This window comes from Runella salmonicolor, assembly GCF_024158025.1.
Taxonomy (GTDB): Bacteria; Bacteroidota; Bacteroidia; order Cytophagales; family Spirosomataceae; genus Runella; species Runella salmonicolor.
Window position 1 is genome coordinate 65,274 of the sequence record NZ_JAMZEL010000014.1, and the last position, 14,315, is coordinate 79,588.

At 47.1% G+C, this 14,315-nt stretch carries 13 protein-coding genes; 9 read left to right on the top strand and 4 right to left on the bottom strand.

Features of this window, described 5'->3' with window-relative positions:
- Positions 1–155 precede the first annotated feature (155 nt).
- The 4 genes from NCI00_RS24450 (at position 156) to NCI00_RS24465 (ending at position 5,700) form a co-directional block, all read left to right on the top strand.
- Positions 156–1,166 (top strand): SMP-30/gluconolactonase/LRE family protein, encoded by a 1,011-nt coding sequence (locus NCI00_RS24450; protein WP_253532097.1) that lies wholly within the window; start codon positions 156–158, stop codon positions 1,164–1,166.
- 188 nt (positions 1,167–1,354) lie between these two features.
- Positions 1,355–3,277, top strand: coding sequence for a penicillin-binding transpeptidase domain-containing protein (locus NCI00_RS24455; protein WP_253532098.1), 1,923 nt, complete (start codon positions 1,355–1,357; stop codon positions 3,275–3,277).
- A 94-nt stretch (positions 3,278–3,371) separates the two neighbouring features.
- Complete coding sequence (gene rodA / locus NCI00_RS24460) at positions 3,372–4,655, top strand: rod shape-determining protein RodA (RefSeq protein ID WP_253532099.1); 1,284 nt, start codon at positions 3,372–3,374, stop codon at positions 4,653–4,655.
- A 22-nt stretch (positions 4,656–4,677) separates the two neighbouring features.
- Positions 4,678–5,700: a hypothetical protein gene (locus NCI00_RS24465; protein ID WP_253532100.1), complete on the top strand. Its 1,023-nt coding sequence runs from the start codon at positions 4,678–4,680 to the stop codon at positions 5,698–5,700.
- A 98-nt stretch (positions 5,701–5,798) separates the two neighbouring features.
- Here the strand turns inward: NCI00_RS24465 and NCI00_RS24470 are convergent, their stop codons facing one another.
- Positions 5,799–6,542, bottom strand: a complete 744-nt coding sequence (locus NCI00_RS24470) for a DUF4197 domain-containing protein (RefSeq protein WP_166558072.1) — start codon at positions 6,540–6,542, stop codon at positions 5,799–5,801.
- A 208-nt stretch (positions 6,543–6,750) separates the two neighbouring features.
- On the opposite strand from NCI00_RS24470, the gene NCI00_RS24475 reads away from it, so the two are divergent.
- On the top strand, positions 6,751–7,149 hold the full coding sequence (locus NCI00_RS24475) for a lipocalin-like domain-containing protein (protein ID WP_253532101.1): 399 nt from the start codon (positions 6,751–6,753) through the stop codon (positions 7,147–7,149).
- Between the two features lies 1 nt (position 7,150).
- Here the strand turns inward: NCI00_RS24475 and NCI00_RS24480 are convergent, their stop codons facing one another.
- Positions 7,151–8,635 (bottom strand): aldehyde dehydrogenase (NADP(+)), encoded by a 1,485-nt coding sequence (locus NCI00_RS24480; RefSeq protein WP_253532102.1) that lies wholly within the window; start codon positions 8,633–8,635, stop codon positions 7,151–7,153.
- A 10-nt stretch (positions 8,636–8,645) separates the two neighbouring features.
- Positions 8,646–9,101, bottom strand: a complete 456-nt coding sequence (locus NCI00_RS24485) for a nuclease A inhibitor family protein (RefSeq protein WP_253532103.1) — start codon at positions 9,099–9,101, stop codon at positions 8,646–8,648.
- Positions 9,102–9,150: 49 nt separating this feature from the next.
- On the opposite strand from NCI00_RS24485, the gene NCI00_RS24490 reads away from it, so the two are divergent.
- Both NCI00_RS24490 and NCI00_RS24495 read left to right on the top strand, forming a co-directional pair.
- On the top strand, positions 9,151–9,747 hold the full coding sequence (locus NCI00_RS24490; protein WP_253532106.1) for a hypothetical protein: 597 nt from the start codon (positions 9,151–9,153) through the stop codon (positions 9,745–9,747).
- A gap of 150 nt (positions 9,748–9,897) precedes the next feature.
- Positions 9,898–10,230, top strand: a complete 333-nt coding sequence (locus tag NCI00_RS24495) for an L-rhamnose mutarotase (RefSeq protein ID WP_253532108.1) — start codon at positions 9,898–9,900, stop codon at positions 10,228–10,230.
- A gap of 31 nt (positions 10,231–10,261) precedes the next feature.
- Here NCI00_RS24495 and NCI00_RS24500 read toward each other — a convergent pair whose 3' ends face one another.
- Entirely contained in the window at positions 10,262–11,323 is a 1,062-nt protein-coding gene (locus tag NCI00_RS24500) for a saccharopine dehydrogenase C-terminal domain-containing protein (RefSeq protein ID WP_253532110.1), read from the bottom strand.
- Between the two features lie 410 nt (positions 11,324–11,733).
- Here NCI00_RS24500 and recJ point away from each other — a divergent pair, with 410 nt between their 5' ends.
- Both recJ and lptB read left to right on the top strand, forming a co-directional pair.
- On the top strand, positions 11,734–13,455 hold the full coding sequence (gene recJ / locus NCI00_RS24505) for a single-stranded-DNA-specific exonuclease RecJ (protein ID WP_253532112.1): 1,722 nt from the start codon (positions 11,734–11,736) through the stop codon (positions 13,453–13,455).
- A gap of 111 nt (positions 13,456–13,566) precedes the next feature.
- Positions 13,567–14,298: an LPS export ABC transporter ATP-binding protein gene (gene lptB / locus NCI00_RS24510; protein WP_253532114.1), complete on the top strand. Its 732-nt coding sequence runs from the start codon at positions 13,567–13,569 to the stop codon at positions 14,296–14,298.
- Positions 14,299–14,315: the final 17 nt, after the last annotated feature.

The window sequence follows — 14,315 nt, forward strand, 5'->3', positions numbered from 1 at the left end:
ATTGTAGGAAGTCTTTTTTAACGATAAACCCGTCAACGCCTCTCGCATTGACGGGTTTATCGTTTTTGTCCAAAAAGATTCAGGAAGCTGGAACATTATACAAAGCCAAAATTGAACTTTGAGCAATAGTTGACTTAACTACTAAACCTCCAACTATGAAATTCCCGGCGCTCCTGATATGTACGTGGCTTGTTGGCCAATCTACTTTGTTGGCCCAATCTTCCTTTCCTACCCTTGGCAAAGTCGTGCGGATAGACCCGCAATTGGATGCCTTGATTGCGTCCGACGCTAAAATAGAGGTCTTGGCTTCGGGATTTGTGTGGGCCGAGGGCCCAGTATGGATTAAGGAGGGCGGTTATCTATTGTTTTCGGATGTACCACAAAATACGGTCTTTAAATGGAGTGCCAAAGACGGGCTTACCCCATTTCTAAAACCTTCGGGTTTTACGGGGGCCAGCACTTACGGCGACGAACCTGGCAGCAACGGACTCACGCTCAACCGACAGGGGCACTTGGTATTGGCCGAACACGGCGACCGGCGGATTTCGGTCATGCCACTCACGGGAGTCGGTAAACGTACCATTGTCGACAATTATCAGGGCAAGCGCTTCAATAGCCCCAACGACGTGGTGCAACATTCGGGTGGTGCGTATTATTTTACCGACCCTCCGTATGGTTTACCTAAGAAGCACGAAGACCCCACCCGCGAAATCGACTGGTTTGGGGTATATAGGGCGGCTGCCGACGGCAAAGTGACGCTGCTAACCAAAGACATGACGCGCCCGAACGGGCTGGCGTTTTCGCCCGACGAAAAAATCCTGTATGTAGCGCAATCAGACCCAGGCAAAGCAGTTATTATGGCATTTCCAATGCTGTCTGATGGCACTGTCGGCCCCGGAAAGGTATTTTATGACGCCACGCCGATGGTCAAACAAGGATTGCCCGGCTTACCAGACGGCCTAAAAGTTGATGCCAATGGCAATGTGTGGAGCACTGGGCCGGGCGGTGTTTTAATTCTCTCTCCGTCAGGAAAACTATTGGGCAGAATTGACACTGGAGAAGCAACGGCCAATTGCGGCTGGGGCGATGATGGCTCAACGCTGTACATCACCGCCGACATGTACTTATGTCGAATTAGGACCAAAACCAAAGGAGCAGGATGGTAAAACTGTTTCCAAAAATATACTTCTGAAAGAAGGGGGACGGGTTCCTCCTTTTTTTATTGAATTACGTTACTTTATGCTTGAAAATTGATTAAAACCCGCGAACTTTGTATTAGTGATTCATCAACTTAGTGTCGTTGAAGGCAGGCCTAAAAGAAGTACGCATTACCATTAATCATCAGCTAAAGTAAATGTCAGAGAATAGAAAGTTTTTCGTGTATGGATTGTTTGTGTTGGTAGGAATTATTTATCTGATACGCCTGCTGTACCTTCAAGTACTTGATAATACGTACGAAACCGCCAGTAACTCCATCCGGGCCATTCCTGATGTACCGATGCGGGGCCAGGTTTATGACCGTTATGGCAACCTGATTGTTTATAACACCTTGGTTTACGACCTGTACGTCACCCCCAACAAACTCAAAGTAGCAGACACCCTTGCACTGTGCAATGCTCTCAGCATTACCCGGGCTGACTTTGACAGCCTGATGAAAGCAGCCAAGGTGTATTCTCGTAAAAAACCTTCGCTTTTTCTGCGGCAATTATCCAAAGAGGACTTTGCCCATATTCAGGATGTGCTGGTTGATTATCCCGGCTTTGAGTACGTCAAAAGCTCCGTCAGGACTTACTCCGCTCCTACCCTCGCCCATGCGTTGGGTTACGTAAGTGAAGTCTCCCAAAAGCAATTGGACGCTCAAGAGTATCCGTATTATAGGCAAGGAGATTTGATGGGCCAAAGTGGCTTGGAGAAATTCTATGAAGAATACCTGCGCGGACAGCGAGGAGTTAGATACGTGATGCAAGACGTCAATGGAGTAGCCAAAGGGCCGTGGAAAGGCGGCGAATTGGACACCATCGCGCAAGCTGGGCAGAATTTATACACCAGTATCGACCTCGAAATCCAGCAATACGTGGATAGCCTGATGCAGGGAAAAGCGGGGGCCGTGGTGGCGATTGAGCCTTCCAGCGGGGAGGTATTGGCCATCACTTCCGCGCCTAGCTACGACCCCGCGCTGTTTGCCACGCGCGATTTTTCTAAAAACTACGCAAAATTGGCGCTCAACCCCTACCGTCCGCTGCTCAACCGCGCCGTGATGGGCAGCTACCGACCGGGTTCTACCTTCAAAACGGTACAGGCGTTGGTGGCCATGCAGGAAGGGGCCATTTCGCCAGGCAGTATATTTTCCCACGCAGGCGCCCCCATGAAATGCCACGGTCACGGCGGACTATCAGGCGTACACAGTGCCATTCAGTGGTCGTGTAATCCTTATTTTTACCACGTATTCAGGAGAATGATTTACGCCAATACTGAAAAAAATACGTTCAAAGCCTCCGCTATGGGATTGCGAAAATGGCATGACTACACGGAAAAATTTGGTTTTGGTCAAAAACTCGGCATTGACCTACCCAGCGAAGCCCTCGGTAAATTACCCAACGTTGAATTTTATGATAAATGGTATGGTGTAAACGGCTGGAAGTTTTCAAATATATATTCGCTCAGCATCGGCGAGGGTGAATTGTTGATTACCCCGCTCAAGCTGGCCAATCTGGCCGCCACCATCGCCAATCGTGGCTGGTACATTGCCCCTCACTTGGTAAAAGGAATCGGCAAAAACGACAATCCTCTTCCTGAGTTTAAGCAGCGACACGAAACGGGCGTTGACCGCCGCTATTTTGAGCCTGTGGTGGATGGAATGGAAATGGCCGTTGTAAGGGGAACCGTTTCTCGGGGTGCTATTATTCCCGACATCGTCATGTGCGGAAAAACGGGAACATCTCAAAACAAAAAAGGAAAAGACCACTCTATTTTTATCGCTTTTGCGCCCAAAGATAACCCCAAAATCGCCATTGCGGTCTTTGTAGAAAATGCTGGTTTTGGAGGATTTGCTGCGGCGCCCGTGGCTTCGTTGGTGATTGAAAAATACATCAAACGACACGTAGACCGTAAAGCCTATGAGCAAGAATGGATGAACAAGAATTTTCTACAAAACGTGATTATTCCCAAGTCGCAACTTCCGAAGCCTAAAGAGCAAAAGCCCGCGCCCACTAAGCCCGAAGCAACCATCGTAAACCGCGAAAAGGCGGCATTCAATAAATTAACGGAAGCTCCCTAATTCTTAATAGAAACGCTTTAGACATCCGCTTACCTTTTCGGCAACGGAAATCGCAAAGCACAATTAAGAACTAGAAAAGTATTACCCTAAGAAAATGGCTCGTAACGAACACATTACCCAAAATATAGATTGGCTGACCGTATTGATTTATGCCGCGTGCGTCACGATGGGCCTTTTCAACGTCTACGCTGCGGTGTACAACCCAGAAGAGCAGACCAAATTATTTGACCTTTCCAACAATGCCGGTCGGCAGTTGATGTTTATCGGCTCGGCGGGGTTCCTTATCATCGCTATTCTGGTGATTGACCATAAATTTTGGGAAGCCTTTGCCCCCATTATTTATGGATTTTGTATCTTTCTGCTACTGGCGGTTCTGGTCATTGGGAGTGATATAAACGGCTCTAAATCTTGGATTAAAATCGGCTCTTTTTCACTCCAACCCGCCGAATTTGCCAAATTAGGCACCGCCTTGATGATCAGCAAGTTTGTGACACAGCCCAGTGTCAACCTCACTAAATTTCGAGATTTACTCTTGACCGCCGGCATCATACTTCTGCCCATGCTACTTATCATTCTTTCCAAAGAAACGGGCTGTGCGCTGGTGTTTGCCTCTTTTATGGTGGTCTTGTACCGAGAAGGAATCCCTGGCATTTACCCCTCCATCTTGCTGATTGCCATTACGTTATTCATCCTTTCGCTGTTCTTTTCTCCTTTGTATATTTCGTTGGGATTGGTGGTATTAGCAATTATTATTTTTCGCTTTGTTCTCCCCCGATACGACCGAAACCGGAAAACAATCATCAACTTATCGGTGATTTTCGGGGCAATGATGCTATTTTCGGCCAGTGTCGATTTTCTCATCAAAAACGTACTTCAACCTCACCACCGCAAGCGGATTGAGGTATTGATTGACCCCAAAGCCGACCCGATGGGCAAAGGCTGGAACGTAATCCAGTCAAAAATAGCCATTGGTTCTGGTCGTTTGTGGGGAAAAGGGTTTCTGGACGGTACCCAAACCAAGTTCAACTTCGTACCTGAGCAGCACACCGATTTTATTTTTTGTACCATCGGCGAAGAGCACGGCTTCGTAGGAAGTGCCGCCGTGGTGTTGCTCATTCTGGGGCTGATGTGCCGCCTGATTTTTCTGGCCGAACGCCAACGAACGCGTTTTGCCCGGGCGTATGGGTATTGCGTAGCGGGGATTCTGTTTTTTCACTTTTTGGTCAACATTGGGATGACCATCGGTTTGATGGTCGTCATCGGGATTCCCCTGCCCTTCTTCAGCTACGGCGGGTCTTCAATGTGGGCCTTTACGATTTTGCTGTTTATTTTCCTTAAATTGGACGCCCAACGACCGTTTACGCTGTCGCGAACATGATAAAAAAAGGACAGTACTGATTATGGCCTTCATCTCCAAAAAAAAGATTCCTTTCCGAATCAATGCCGATTTACGCAAGTATTTGGAGAGTTATAACCGCGAAGTGGCTTTGCCGATAGATTATCGTTACTTATTGCGATACGACAACGCCATTCCGTTGTATGACAAACGTGGAAATGACACCCTCTGGGAGACGGTCTTCTACGCCCATAGCGAGATTGACGAAATCTATTACGCCCTCAAAACCATCTACGCCGACCTCAAAGCCGACGGCGACTTGTCGGTCATGAAGCACTTGTATGTGGACCGGGTGGATGTGTGCTCTTACGGCAATTCAAAGCCTTTTCGGATTCGAATCGTGAATAAAGTCAATGATAACTTTGACTATTTTTACGTTAAAAACGCCGATTCATCGCGCATTTATGGGCTTGAATTAGAGCACATTCTATCCCCAAACCGCATCAGCTACCTAACCAGCGACGAGACGTTGATTGAAGAGCACATTGCCGGAATTCCGGGGGATATGTTTATCAAAAATTACCTGTACGAGCCCAATCTCAACACTGTTCGGTTTTGCAAAGAATTCGTAAAATTTAACGAGCGCTGCTTTGTGCGTTTGCTTGGCGATATGCACTCCAGCAATTTTGTGGTCGATATTACCCCCGATTTTGAAGAAATTTATTACCGCATTCGCTCGATTGATTTTGACCAGCAATCCTACGAAGGAAAAAAGGCCGTTTATCTGCCCCAATATTTCAAGCAAAACAATGCCATCATTGAAGTAGGCATGAAATACCTAACTTCGGAGAGTGTGGAACAATACCAGAAGGAAGAACGCTCGTTGATTTCAGGGCGCATTCGGGTAGAACGAACGCGGATTCAGGATTTGATGAATGTGATGATGGCCGATACTATTTCATCTGACCAAAACTTAGAGCAATTGAAGCGTGAACTTGCTCAACACTACCGAAATACGAGTTTTTTAAAATGCCGTAGCATGGGCGAGGTCGTCATGCGGAGCCTCGAATTGGTATCGGTACACTGACATTTTGGAAGGCTCTCTGGGCTTTACAAAAGGTCTCGGTTTTGAGAAACCGAGACCACTAATTTTTCAAACTGAGACCACTTCAAAGCGGCTTAAAATTACTTTTGTCCAAAGACTTTTTGCAACAAATCATTCACCCGCGCTACGGGGTCTTTCCGAATTTTGCGCTCTTCTTGTGCCACTAACACAAACAATCCATCAATCGCTTTTTGGGTAGCATATTGCTTCAAATCTGGATTTACTTTTTGGACCAACGGCAGCTTGTTATAGGTATTGATTAGGTCAGCGTAGTATTTGGTGGCCTTGTTGAGTTGTAATGTGCTGTCTACCACGGGGAAAAACTGCTTATACAACTCTTCATTCGTCGTACGACGTAGGTATTGAGTGGCAGCGGTAGAATCTCCTCGTAAGATACCCACGGCATCCTGAATGGTCATCGACGTAATGGCTTTTACGAATACAGGTTTGGATTTTTTGGCGGCATCTTCGGCGGCCCGGTTGAGCGACAATACAAAACGGTCTACTTCGTTGCCAAGGCCCAGCTGACGCAACCGCGCTTCTACGCGCTGAATATCGGGCGGAAACGCAATTTTAATGAGGCTATTTTTAAAGTATCCGTCTACGGCCGAGGCCTGCGCCGAGCCGTTGGAAATACCGACTTTCAAAGCTTCTTTTAACCCTTGCACAATTTCGTCGTTGCTCAAATCACCCACCGACGGCGAATTAATCACCTGACCCGCTTTTTCCAGAAACCCGCCCAGACCTTTTTTCTTCGTTTCCTCCTGCGCTAGGGCGTTGACCGAAACGAACAGCGTAAATACGTAAATGAAAGATGTTTTCATGATGTGATATACAATTGGTTGAATAAACATGCTTAAAGCTTCTTTTTTGCTATCTAGCATTAGACTAACTTCTTTAAGTTAAGTAATGGTATGGAGAAATGACAAAAATTATTTCAATCCTGTTCCTATTTTTACAATCATTACAACCCTAAAAGGGTCAATTGCGTCTTATACAGAACGTTAAAAAAACGCTATTGACTGAGTTACTATGAAAAAACTTCTTCTATTTCTCTTACTTACAGGCTGCTTTTGTTGCAACAAAAATCCCGATAATGAACTCGTAGGAACGTGGAAATTAATTTCCTACTGCAAACCCACTGGCAGTACCAACTGCACGCCAATAACGGTTCCGAACGACAAAGGTGTTTTTGTCACATTCTCCAACGATAAACAATTCAACGAATATTTTCAAAACACTAAACCCATTGAATATGCCTTTTTGGGGTGTGGCGGCGGTAGCTACGAAATCGAAGATAAAAACGTCAGAATCAGGGCCGTCTGTATGTCTTCGAGCAACGGACGATTGATTGAATTGGTCTCCCTTTCTTCCAAAAGACTCGTTTTGAATCCCTACGGAACGGGAGAATATATCTTTGAAAAACAATAATTTATTTCTCCCAATTGCCATTGACCATGCGCCAAATCCCCAAGGGGTTTCCGTCTTTGAGTTCATCGGGCAATAAGGGCATCGGGAAGTTTTGGAAGGCCAACGGCCGTACAAATCGCTTCATGGCGTGCGGACCAACGGAGCCAAAACGCCCATCGGTACTCGCCGGAAAAGGCCCTCCGTGCTGCATGGCCGCCCCCACTTCTACCCCCGTTGGAACACCGTTTAAAATAAGTCGCCCGCAAATGAGACTGACGGAAAACAATAAATCAGCGGCCTGCGCTAAATCCTTTTCGGTACCGATAACTGTACACGTCAACTGCCCTTCCAAATGACCAATCACTTCCTGCATTTCAGCGGCGTCTTTGCACTTGATGACAAGCGAAAAAGGCCCAAACACCTCCTGATGAAGGGCAGTAATGGCCACAAACTGCGCCGCCGTCACGGAAGCTACGCTTGGAATCCCTTCTTCTTCCCCGTATTTCTGCGAAGTTTCAGCCTCTACAACAACCTTCTCCTGCCCCAATACTTCCGCTCTCTTTGTTCTGAAGGCTTTGGCAATGCCCGAATGCAGCATAGGGGCAGGCAGAATGGAACGAATCTCGGCCGCCAATACGCTGATAAATGTATCTAACCCCTGACTTTCCACTCCAATAAGAAGCCCCGGCTTGGTGCAGAACTGTCCCATTCCTCCTGTGATGGAGCCAGCGTACATTTTGGCGTATTTTTCGGCTTCTTTTTCAAGGGCATCAGGCAATAAAAAGACAGGATTGGTACTGCCCATCTCGGCAAAAACAGGAATGGGCACGGGTCGTTGCGCAGCCAAGTCAAACAGGGCCTTACCGCCCGCAAAAGAACCAGTAAAGCCCACCGCCGCCGTTTTGGGATGTAAAACCAATGCTTTCCCAATTTCAAAACTGGCACCGTGAATGTGCTCAAAAAGCCCCTCGGGCATCCCTGTTTTAGCAATGGCTTTTTTGATGGCTTCGGCCACCATTTCCGAGGTTTCGGGATGAGCGGGGTGGGCTTTTACCACCACTGAACACCCTGCACTCCATGCAGCGGCAGGGTCAACACCCGCCGTAGAATAGGCAAACGGAAAATTGCTTGCCCCAAATACCACCACGGGCCCAATGGGAACCAGCATGTTCCGAATATCAGGCTTGGGCAGTGGCAAACGCTCAGGCAGCGCCGTATCAATCGTAGCTTCAACCCATGAGCCCTCGGCCACCACGTCGGCAATGTTGCGAAGTTGGAAGCAGGTTCGCCCACGCTCACCCGTCAGTCGGGCGGCGGGAAGGTGGGTTTCGCGCATGGCCACTTCAATCAGCGGTTCGCCCAAGGCTTCAATTTCGTCGGCAACGGCGCGGATAAAGCCCGCTTTTTGTTTGGCCGTTGTGCGGCGATATATCAAAAATGCGGCGTACGCCCGCTGCATTGCCTCCTCAATTTCGGTCAAGGTAGCATCCTGAAATAGTTTAATCATTTCAAAAAATTTAGGTTTCAACGAGCAAGGTTTTTAGCCCTCCCCATTCTTTTTCATTGAGTTGCCCCACCAAATACAAATCAATTTCGATTTGGCCAACGCGAAATGCTTTCAGATGATTCAGGTTTGTTTCCAGTAATTGCTTCACGGATTTAAAATTTTCTACCTGAGCACGCTCCTCGTCGCCGTACCATTCCTCTACTGCAAGGAGAGGTGCCCAAAAATTGTCTGTCGGAATCTCTTCGGCTTTCACGGAGGGAGGACAGCCTAAAAAAAACTCTAAGTCACTGACTGTCAACCCATCTTTCACATTGACGTTAAATTTAATCCATTCTATTGGCTCATCTGACTCGCTGGGATAGAATAAATTTTTCAGCAAACTGGTGACTTCTGAAATGAATCCCGTCTCAATGCCGGATTCAATTGAAACGGGGTTTTGAAGATTATCTTGTTGATTGTTTTCCATTTTAAAATTATCTCTAAATTTGAGTCAAACTTAAAAACTTTTCAAGACAATGCTAGAGCAATTAATGGGTCTTATCCAAGATCAATCACAAGATGCCATTGTTAAAAACCCTGCAATCCCCAACGAACACAATACAGATGCTATGCAAGCGATATTGGGTGCGGTAACGGGCGGTTTACAAAACCAAGCACAATCGGGGAACATCAGTGGTTTGATGGGCCTTCTCTCGGGCAACAGCGGTACTGGCAGTAATTTAATGAACAATCCGATTGTTTCGGGTATTGCCCAAAATGCCATTGGAAGTTTAATGGAAAAATTCGGACTCTCAAACAACGCGGCGGCCAACGTGATTGCTCAAGTTTTACCAGGGGTACTTACTTCAATGATTTCCAAAACCAGCAATCCCAACGACGATAGCATGGATTTTGGTAGTATCATGGGTTCACTTTTAGGCGGCCAACAAGCACAGCAGACGCAACAGCAGGGAGGATTTGACTTTAATCAAATCGGGTATGCTTTGGCCGATGGCAAATTGGACATGAATGATGTGATGCGCATCGGAGGTAGCTTCTTGGGCGGCGGTGCTGGCAACAACAATGCAGGCGGTGGCTTAGGCGGCTTACTGGGTGGCCTTTTCGGAAAATAATTGTATTTGTAGGCTTATAACAAAAAAGGATGGTCTTCTGACTATCCTTTTTTGTTATGAGCCTCAATAAATTCCCAAACTTGGGTAAAAGAAGCAACCACTCCGCCTTTTTAACCCAAAACCATCTCTTCAACTGATTGATATTTACGTATGCCGCGTTATTGCCTCGCCCTCGACCTCAAAGACGACCCCACCCTCATTGCCGAATATGAAAAATACCACGAAAAAATTCGCCCCGAAATCGCGGAAAGCATCACAAGCGCGGGTATTACCCAAATGGAGATTTACCGTATCGGCAACCGACTTTTTATGATTATGGAAACCACCGACGATTTTTCATTTGAAGAAAAAGCCGCCGCCGATGCCGCCAATCCCAAAGTACAAGAATGGGAAAACCTGATGTGGCACTACCAACAAGCCCTTCCCATGGCCAAAGAAGGCGAAAAATGGATGATAATGAAGAATATTTTCAAATTAACGTAAGGACAGGCGCGAGGCCTGCCCTTACGTTTTATTAATTATTGCCTCTAAAAAAAGCCCCGTTTTCCGTGGCCAAAAAAGCCTCAAACGGTATCTCTTCTTGTTTGATAAAGCCTTGCTGAGGCAATGTTCCCGCCGCCACCATTTCTACCACTGCCGCAATAGAAGCCGCCGTAGTCCAAGAAATAGCCCTCCAATGTTGCCCGTCAATAAGACGTGGGTGGAAGGCTCGGTAAAATTCTTCACGGGCCAGCCCGTCAGTTTGCCATCCCTCTACCACGGCGTACACATACACAACATCCTCTTTCACAGGAGGTTTGGCCGAAGTCAGTATTTCTTCAATTTGCTGACGATTGTTTTTCAAAATCAATTCATACAACAAAAACCGCATCAGCTTAGCGTGTCCAGGGTAGCGAATGGTCTTATAATTTAGGGTATCGACTTTTCCGAGATAGGTTTCGCACATGGTACCCAGCCCCCCTGAAGTACTAAATGCCTCAAATTCTTGCCCTTCGATGTTGATTACTTCGATACCATCCAACGACGACACCATTTTGCGTTCGCCGTTGTGAATTACTTCGGCATCGTTAATGTATTCATTGATGACCCCCGCTGGCGACCACGTGAAAGAATACCCCAAAAGCCCATTAGGGTAACAGGGCAACGCCCCCACACGGAGCTCAATGTCACGAAGTTTATCGAATCGTTTGGCTAAATCAGCCCCCACAATTCCGATGAGGCCTGGCGCTAATCCGCACTGAGGGGCCATTACCCCCCGGTGTGTTTGGGCCATTTGGCGAATAGCAGCCGTGGTGGGCACATCTTCGGTCAAATCAAAATAATGAATCCCTAGTTTATAGGCGGCATTGGCAATGGGCAAATTGAGATTATAAGGCATACACGATACCACCGCATCGAAATCAGCCAGTGTAGTTTCGATAAATGCTTCGTCGGTTACGTCCCCTTCGATAATTTCAAAAGGAAGCGATTTTGTAGGTCGGCGTTTGTCCAAACCTTTTACGCTGAATTGTTTGTTGAGCAAGGTAGCCACCAATGAGCCAACCTTACCCAAACCAATGATTAATACATTTTGCATACTTTGTTGATTTTTGGATGAAATGGAATAATGACGTTGAAAACAACGAAAATGTGTTGGTTGCCCGCAGGAAATCCATGAAATACGAATGAGTAGCCCTGTCAGTCGGGCACGATAAGTCAGAAAATTAGGGAACAAAGGAGCAGGCACTACGAAGGTAGGCCAAACGAGCGAGGGATTTTTTGAGTTCAGGATTCATAGCAAAGCAAATGTAAAAATCCTTTGTTGTTTGGGCAAGTTGTTGTTAAAAAAACAAAAAACACCTATCTCGACATTTTGTGTTGTCCATCAAAACCCAATCATAAACAGCTCAAAAACAGCGCATTTCCACTTAAAATACCACGAAATAGATGTAACCGTCAGGCCATTAAATTTAAAAGCTTTCAATGATTTTCGTTAATTTGCAAACTATGAATACCAAACGCTGGACATACCGACAAACCCTAACGCCAAATCAACAAGCCCAAGCGGATACCCTCGCTGCTTCTATCAACGTAAATCCATTTTTGGGGCGTTTGCTGGTGCAAAGAGGCATTACAACGTTTGAGGCCGCCAAAGCTTTTTTTCGCCCCTCCATCGAACACCTCCACGATCCGTTTCTGATGAAAGACATGGACAAAGCCGTGTCGAGGCTGCTCCGAGCGTTTGAAAATCAGGAAAAAATCATCATTTACGGCGATTATGACGTCGATGGTGCTACGTCGGTGGCGGTGTTTTATGGATTTCTTAAAAAATATTATCCTTCCATCGAATACTATATTCCTGACCGGTACATCGAAGGCTACGGTGTTTCGTCTCAGGGAATTGACTATGCCGAAGCCAATGGTTTTTCGCTCATTGTAACGCTCGACTGCGGCATCAAATCGGCCGATAAAGTAGCCGATGCCAAAAGTCGCGGCATTGATTTTATCATCTGCGACCACCACCGCCCAGACACCAACCTGCCGCCCGCTGTGGCCATTCTGGACCCAAAACAGGAAGATTGTGGGTATCCTTACAAAGAATTGACGGGCTGCGGCGTAGGCTTTAAACTTTTGCAGGCACTTTGTCAGCAGGGATTTGCCGACGAGGATGAACTCATGGACCAGCTCGATTTATTGGTGGTAAGTATTGCCGCCGACATCGTGCACATCACGGGAGAAAATCGCGTTTTGGCCGCTTATGGCCTCAAAAAACTCAATGAGCGAAAACGCGTTGGCCTCAATGCACTGATTGAGATTGCGGGTTTCAAAAACGACCTCGACGTCACCAACGTTGTCTTTGGGCTTGCACCCCGCATCAATGCCGCTGGCCGAATTGCCCACGCCAAAGAGGCCGTTCGATTATTGCTTTGCAACGACAAAGACGAAGCCGAGGCTTTTGCGCAGGAAATCAATAAACACAACAGCGACCGCCGCACGTTTGATACGAGCATCACCGACGAAGCCCTCAACATGATTCGCGAGGACGCTTGGATGGTGGGTGCCAACAGCACCGTTTTGTACAAAGAAGATTGGCACAAAGGCGTGGTGGGCATTGTGGCGAGCCGATGTATTGAGCATTTTCACCGACCCACCATCATCCTGACCAACTCACACGGCAAAGCGGCGGGCTCGGCGCGCTCAGTGCCCGGGTTTGACGTCTACGAAGCCATTGAGGCCTGTTCCGATTTATTGGAACAATTTGGCGGGCATACTTTTGCGGCGGGCCTTTCCTTGGCGGTCGACAACGTACCCGCCTTCCGGATGCGGTTTGATGAGATTGTTAAAAATCGGATTTCTCCCGAACAACTTACCCCGCTCGTTGATATCGACATGGATTTGGAATTGAACGCCATCAACGCCAAATTTTACAATATTCTCAAACAAATGGCCCCTTTCGGGCCCGAAAACATGACGCCCGTATTTGCGAGCCACGACGTGCGCTTGAGCGGCACGCCAACCATTATGAAGGAGAAACACCTCAAAATAGAAGTCTTTCAACCTTCTCCACAGGGAGCCGTGAAATTTACCGCCATTGGGTTTGGCATGGCCGATATGTATCCCAAACTCATTACTGGGAAGCCTTTTTCCATCGCCTATACCATCGAAGAAAATACGTTTCGGGATAAAACGACGTTACAGTTGTATCTAAAAGACATCCGATTTGAGTAATAACACTCGTTCTACGCGTCTGTCGCTATGTTCTAGGCAGTTTTAAATAGCTTCTCTGCGAAGCCACGCCCTGCACACCTGTGACGCCAAAACAGTAGTATAGAATAGCTTATGATTCTAAGAACCGAAAATTTAATAAAAAAATACGGCTCACGCCTCGTCAACGACAACGTGAGCTACCAAGTGGGACAGGGAGAAATTGTGGGGTTATTGGGCCCCAACGGTGCTGGCAAAACCACCTCATTTTACATGGCCACGGGCTTGGTAAAACCAAACAGCGGCCACGTTTACATCGACGATAAAGACATTACCGACCTTCCTATGTACAAACGGGCCCGGCTCGGAATCGGGTACTTGGCGCAGGAGGCATCGGTCTTCAGGACCCTGACCGTGGAAGAAAACATCATTGCTGTGCTGGAAATGACCTCCCTCACCAAGGCCGAACAAAAAGCCAAATGTGAAGAGCTATTGGATGAATTTAACCTGCACCACGTACGTAAAAACAAGGGAATGGTGCTATCGGGCGGCGAACGTCGACGCACCGAAATTGCCCGTTGTTTGGCCGTTGACCCCAAATTTATTCTGTTGGATGAGCCTTTTGCGGGGGTTGACCCCATCGCGGTAGAAGATATTCAAACCATTGTGGCCAAATTGAAATTCAGAAACATCGGCATTTTAATTACCGACCACAATGTATCCGAAACGCTGTCAATCACCGACCGGGCGTATTTATTGTTCGAAGGGAAAATCTTGAAACAGGGAACCCCCGAAGAACTCGCGGCCGACCCGCAGGTAAGACGGTTGTATTTAGGGCAAAGTTTTGAACTGAAGCGAAAAATTTAATAGAAGGTTGATTTTTG

Bases quoted from the DNA above. Each gene is read 5' to 3' on its own strand.
- NCI00_RS24450 (WP_253532097.1), top strand. From the start codon at position 156: ATGAAATTCCCGGCGCTCCTGATATGTACGTGGCTTGTTGGCCAATCT.
- NCI00_RS24455 (WP_253532098.1), top strand. From the start codon at position 1,355: ATGTCAGAGAATAGAAAGTTTTTCGTGTATGGATTGTTTGTGTTGGTA.
- rodA (WP_253532099.1), top strand. From the start codon at position 3,372: ATGGCTCGTAACGAACACATTACCCAAAATATAGATTGGCTGACCGTA.
- NCI00_RS24465 (WP_253532100.1), top strand. From the start codon at position 4,678: ATGGCCTTCATCTCCAAAAAAAAGATTCCTTTCCGAATCAATGCCGAT.
- NCI00_RS24470 (WP_166558072.1), bottom strand. From the start codon at position 6,542: ATGAAAACATCTTTCATTTACGTATTTACGCTGTTCGTTTCGGTCAAC.
- NCI00_RS24475 (WP_253532101.1), top strand. From the start codon at position 6,751: ATGAAAAAACTTCTTCTATTTCTCTTACTTACAGGCTGCTTTTGTTGC.
- NCI00_RS24480 (WP_253532102.1), bottom strand. From the start codon at position 8,635: ATGATTAAACTATTTCAGGATGCTACCTTGACCGAAATTGAGGAGGCA.
- NCI00_RS24485 (WP_253532103.1), bottom strand. From the start codon at position 9,101: ATGGAAAACAATCAACAAGATAATCTTCAAAACCCCGTTTCAATTGAA.
- NCI00_RS24490 (WP_253532106.1), top strand. From the start codon at position 9,151: ATGCTAGAGCAATTAATGGGTCTTATCCAAGATCAATCACAAGATGCC.
- NCI00_RS24495 (WP_253532108.1), top strand. From the start codon at position 9,898: ATGCCGCGTTATTGCCTCGCCCTCGACCTCAAAGACGACCCCACCCTC.
- NCI00_RS24500 (WP_253532110.1), bottom strand. From the start codon at position 11,323: ATGCAAAATGTATTAATCATTGGTTTGGGTAAGGTTGGCTCATTGGTG.
- recJ (WP_253532112.1), top strand. From the start codon at position 11,734: ATGAATACCAAACGCTGGACATACCGACAAACCCTAACGCCAAATCAA.
- lptB (WP_253532114.1), top strand. From the start codon at position 13,567: ATGATTCTAAGAACCGAAAATTTAATAAAAAAATACGGCTCACGCCTC.